We start from the raw sequence: 4546 nt of genomic DNA, 5'->3' as shown, positions 1-4546 counted from the left end.
CTCCCCGTCCCCGAGCCCCTCGACCGACCCGAGCCCCTCCGCGGAGCCGAGCCCTTCGACCAGTACGGACCCCTCCGGCACGACCGGCGGCGACGGCACCTCGACCACGGGCGGCACCTCCACGGACCTCGACGGCGGCAGCCTGGCCTCCACCGGCGCGGGCGGCATCGGCCTCCTCCTGGCGGCGGCGGCCCTGCAAGCGGTGGGCTTCGCGGCGTTCCGCCTCGCCCCCCGCCTGAAGCTCCGCTCACGCGACAACGCCTGACGTCCCGCCACGGAGACCGCCCGCACCCGGCTTCCGGGGGCGGGCGGTCTCCGTTTCGTTTTGCGGAACCTTTGCCCGGGGCCGGGCGTTGGGTGGGGTGTGCGCGCGTCAGCGGGTGCGCCAGGTGAGGCCTACTAGTACCGAGGTGACGTCAATGGCAGTGTGGGACCGGCTCAAGGACCAGGCCAAGGCTCTCCAGCAGGGGCAGGGCGGTCGGGGCGCGGCGACCGGTGGGCACGGCAGCGGTGGGCACGGCGGCGGTGGGTCGAGGTCCGGTGGTGGCGGCAAGGCCCAGCTGGTCGGTCTGCTGAAGACGCAGCTCGGGTCGTTGAAGAACGAGTTGAAGAGCGGTGCGTACCGGGACGCCAGCATGGCGATGTGCGCCCTGGTCGCGGCCGCCGACGGGAACGTGGACCCGGCCGAGCGCCAGCAGGTCGAGTCGATGATCCTCAGCAACGACGTCCTGCAGAACTTCCCGCCGGAGCAGCTGCGGACGCGATTCAACAAGCATGTGGACCAGCTGACCGCCAACTTCCAGTACGGCAAGTCGGAGGCCATGCAGGAGATCGCCAAGGCCGCCAAGAAGCCCACCGAGGCCAGGGCCGTGATCCAGACCGGCATGGTCATCGCCGGTGCGGACGGCCACTTCTCGCAGGCCGAGGCGACGGTCCTGCGCGAGGCCTGTGCGACGTTGGGGGTGAATCCCGCCGAGTTCCAGCTCTGAGCCGAGCGGCGAAAGCCGGCCGCTCAGGGAGCGCGCAGGGCGTCCACGGCCAGGCGGGCCGCCGTGCCGATGACGGCGTCGGCGGCGGGCAGGAGCGCGGAGGTGCGGGCCGTGCGGGTGAAGACGGCGACGGCGTAGCGGCCCCCGTCGGGGTACTCGACGACGCCGACCTCGTTGCGCACGGTCGGCAGGCTGCCGGCTGCGACGCCGCCGTCCGCTTCAGCGACGGCACGGCGGGCAACCTCCTGATGCGCGACGTCGGGGGCCCCGCCGGGCTCACCGCCTACCTGCGCGGGCTCGGCGACGCCACGAGCCGGATGGACCACTACGAGCCCGAACTGCACGACGTGCCGCCGGACGACTCCGCCGACACCACCACCCCGCAGGCCATCGCCTCCGACTTCCGCGAGCTGCTCCTGGGCACCGCCCTGCCCGTCCGCGAACGCCGGCTCCTCATGGGCTGGCTCTCGCGCAACGCCACCGCCGTCGGCGCCCGCCGCATCCGGGCCGGGCTCCCCGGGGACTGGAAGGTGGCCGACAAGACCGGCACCGGCGACTACGGCCGGGCCAACGACGTCGCCGTCGTCCACCCGCCCCGCAGCGAGCCGATCGTCCTGGCCGTCATGACCGACCGGCCGGGCCGCGACACCGAGCCCTCCGACGCCCTGATCGCCGAGGCGACCCGGCGGACCGTCGCCGCGCTGAAGCTCCCGGGGCTCCACGGGCGCCCGTCGCCGTCTATAACGGGGCCATGATCTATCACGTCGTACCGCGCACCGTCTGGACCACCGTCACCGGCCCCACCTACGCGCCCGGCTCGCTCGCCGAGGAGGGCTTCGTGCACTGCTCCCCGGACGAGGCGACCACGCTGGCCGTCGTCGACGCCTTCTACCGGGACGCGCCCGGACCCCTGCTGGTGCTCGCCCTCGACGAGGCGCGGCTCACGGCCCGGGTGGAATGGGAGGCGGCGGCCCCGGCCCCGCCGCCCGGGGTCTCCGTGGACACGCTCTTCCCCCACGTGTTCGGCCCCCTCGACCGGGACGCCGTCGACCACGTCCTCGAGGTGCGGTTCGACGGAGAGGGGCGGGCCTCGGAGTTGCGTACGGCAGGATGACCGGGTGATCGAACAGAATTCCACTCCGGCCGCCCCCGGGCCCGTCCTGCGCCCCGTCCGGGGAGCCGCCCGCTGCGCCATCGCGGCCCTCGCCCTGGCCGCGGTCGCCTGGGCGGCCCGGGCGGTCTGGCACCTCCGGCTCTCCGCCGCGGGGGAGCCGGCGTCCGGCCCGCCCGACCAGGGCGACGGAGTGCACCGTCCGCTGAACGCGCTGGAGGACTCCTACCACCTGGTCGCCTCCGTGGGCGCCGCCGTCACGGCCGTCTGCGTGCTGGCGTTCCTGTTCTGGCTGGACCAGGTGCGGGACAACGCCAAGGCCCTGTCGGGCACGGCCCCGCGCTACGGCTATCCCTGGCTCTGGCTGGGCTGGATCGTGCCCGTGGTGAACCTGTGGATACCCCGGGGCGTCGTCGCGGACGTCCACCGCTCGGTCTTCCCCGAACGGCGACTGCCCGCCGTCGTGAACTGGTGGTGGGGCCTGTGGCTGGCCGGCCTGGCCGGTGGCGTGGGGATCATCTACGCCGACGACACGGACGAGGTCATCGCCCGTGCCTACAGCGAGGTCTGGCCCCTGCTCGCCGCCGACCTGGTGATCGTGGCCGCGGCCGTGACCGCCGCCCTCATGGTGCACACGCTCACGACGGCCCAGCAGCAGCGCATGGACGAACCGGCCCCGGCGGCATAGGGATCGGCGCCGGTGACATAGGAATCGGCTCCGGCGGAACGGGGGCCCGGGCTCCGGCGGAACGGGGCCCGACGGGGGCCCGGGCTCCGGAGGAACGGGTGGCCCGGCCCTGGCGGAACGGGGCCCGGCCCTGGCCGCCGGAGGCCCGGCCTTGACCGTCTGAGGCCCGCCCCCGGCCGCCTGAAGCCCCCTCCCGGCCGCCTGAGGCCCGGCCCTACCGCGGTTCCCGGCACGGTAGGGATCGGCTCCGGCGGAACAGGGGGCGGCTCCGGCGGAACAGAGCCCGGCTCCAGCGGAACCAGGCCCGGCCCTGGCGGAACAGGCCCGCACCCGACCGCCGGAAGCCCGCCCCCGGCCGCCGGAAGCCCGCCCCGGCCGCCCGAGGCCCGGCCCTACCGCGGTTCCCGGCGCGGCCGGTACACCGACGCGACGAACGACGCGGTCACCCGCACCGGTGCCGCCATCTCCGCCACCCGTGCGCGCAGTTCCGCCGCGTCGACGTGACGGGCGGCCGGGCTCATGGTCACCAGGGCGGCGACCTCCCCGGCCGTCAGGCCCATGGCGTACTCCAGCGGCTCGGCGCGCTCGCGCCGGAAGTGCGCCGCGAGGGTCCGGCGCAGGCGGTCCCCCTTTCCGGGGTCGACGGCCAACATCCCTGCGAACGCGCGCAGTTCGCGCAGATGCCGGGCGGTGGGGGTGACGACCAGCAGCGCGCCGTCCGGGCCGAGGACGCGGTGGAACTCGGGCCCGTTGCGGGGCGCGAAGACATTGAGGACGAGGTCGGCGCAGCCGGTGCGCACGGGCCAGGGCTGCCACACGTCCCAGCCGGCCGCCTCCGCACGGGCATGCGCGCGGGCCGCCGCGCGCAGGGCGGGCACGGAGCTGTCCAGTCCCAGCCCCAGTGCCTCGGGGAGGGCGTCCAGGACGGCCGCGAGGTAGTGGCCGGTGCCGGCCCCGGCGTCCAGGACGGTGGCGTCCGGCGGGGCCAGTTCCGTGGCGAGTTCCGCGAGGGCGCGGGCCAGCGGGTCGTAGTGCCCGGCGCCGAGGAACGCGGCCCGGCTGCGGACCATGCCGGGGGAGTCGGCGCTCGGTGCCCGCCGATGGCCGGTCAGCAGGCTGACGTAGCCGTGACGGGCGATGTCGAAGGTGTGGCGGCCGGCGCACCGCAGGGCGCCGTCGGTGCGACGCAGGGCGGCCGGGCACAGGGGGCAGGTCAGTACGGACAGGAGTCGGTCGGAAGGCAAGGGTGCTCCTCGGAACGCGGCGCACCGCGGTGGGGCGGGGATGCGCGCGCGGGCGGCGGACGGTGAGGCGTCGGCGCCCGCCGGCCGGCTCGCCGTGAACCGGCAGCCAGGGGGCGGGTACGCCGAGGACGGTGACGTGAGCGACTCACGTCACCGTCCTCACCGCGGCGTCAGAGGAAGCAGTGAGGCAGGGCGTTGCATGCCAGTGCCATACGGCCAGGCTACCGGGCGCCGCCGACCGTCATGTCACGAGCGGACGCGGTGTTGTGCGGCGCCCTCCGTGCCGGTCAGCGGCTGCCGTCCGCCGCCTTCCGTGCCGGTCAGCGGCTGCCGTCCGCCGTCCTCCGGTCCGTGCTCGGGCCGGCCTTCGACGGGACGGGACGTACCGAGGTGGGTGTGGTCGACGGGGTGCGGGACACGGCCGCCGGGTCGGTCGCCTCGTCGGTGACGGGGGTGCCCGGCGCGGACGTGCGGGGGTTGTCGGTGCCCGGCCGGGCACCCCCGTCACCGACGA

General features: G+C 75.5%; 4 protein-coding genes and 4 pseudogenes. 5 read left to right on the top strand and 3 right to left on the bottom strand.

Annotated features, from left to right (window positions below; all coding sequences use genetic code 11):
- Positions 1–265, top strand: a pseudogene (locus K4G64_RS38470) (hypothetical protein); the annotation flags it as partial.
- Between the two features lie 154 nt (positions 266–419).
- Positions 420–989, top strand: a complete 570-nt coding sequence (locus K4G64_RS38465) for a tellurite resistance TerB family protein (RefSeq protein ID WP_221760494.1) — start codon at positions 420–422, stop codon at positions 987–989.
- A gap of 23 nt (positions 990–1012) precedes the next feature.
- On the opposite strand, the pseudogene K4G64_RS38460 reads toward K4G64_RS38465, so the two are convergent.
- Positions 1013–1186, bottom strand: a pseudogene (locus K4G64_RS38460) (serine hydrolase); the annotation flags it as partial.
- Positions 1187–1189: 3 nt separating this feature from the next.
- Here K4G64_RS38460 and K4G64_RS38455 point away from each other — a divergent pair.
- From K4G64_RS38455 to K4G64_RS38445, 3 genes and pseudogenes are all read left to right on the top strand, one after another.
- A pseudogene (locus K4G64_RS38455) lies at positions 1190–1744 on the top strand (serine hydrolase); the annotation flags it as partial.
- A complete protein-coding gene (locus K4G64_RS38450; RefSeq protein WP_221760492.1) occupies positions 1741–2103 on the top strand; it encodes a DUF952 domain-containing protein in 363 nt (120 codons plus the stop codon). The pseudogene K4G64_RS38455 and the gene K4G64_RS38450, both read left to right, overlap by 4 nt.
- A 4-nt stretch (positions 2104–2107) precedes the next feature.
- Complete coding sequence (locus K4G64_RS38445) at positions 2108–2788, top strand: DUF4328 domain-containing protein (protein WP_308122606.1); 681 nt, start codon at positions 2108–2110, stop codon at positions 2786–2788.
- A gap of 392 nt (positions 2789–3180) precedes the next feature.
- On the opposite strand, the gene K4G64_RS38440 is transcribed toward K4G64_RS38445, so the two are convergent.
- Together K4G64_RS38440 and K4G64_RS38435 are read right to left on the bottom strand one after the other, a co-directional pair.
- Complete coding sequence (locus K4G64_RS38440; protein ID WP_221760491.1) at positions 3181–4032, bottom strand: putative RNA methyltransferase; 852 nt, start codon at positions 4030–4032, stop codon at positions 3181–3183.
- A 320-nt stretch (positions 4033–4352) separates the two neighbouring features.
- Positions 4353–4546, bottom strand: a pseudogene (locus K4G64_RS38435) (hypothetical protein); the annotation flags it as partial.

Origin of the sequence: Streptomyces sp. WAC04114, from assembly GCF_019733245.1 — a bacterium.
Classification (GTDB): Bacteria; Actinomycetota; Actinomycetes; order Streptomycetales; family Streptomycetaceae; genus Streptomyces; species Streptomyces massasporeus_A.
The sequence above is the reverse complement of the archived record's forward strand: the minus strand, read 5'-3'. Positions and strand labels throughout refer to the sequence as shown.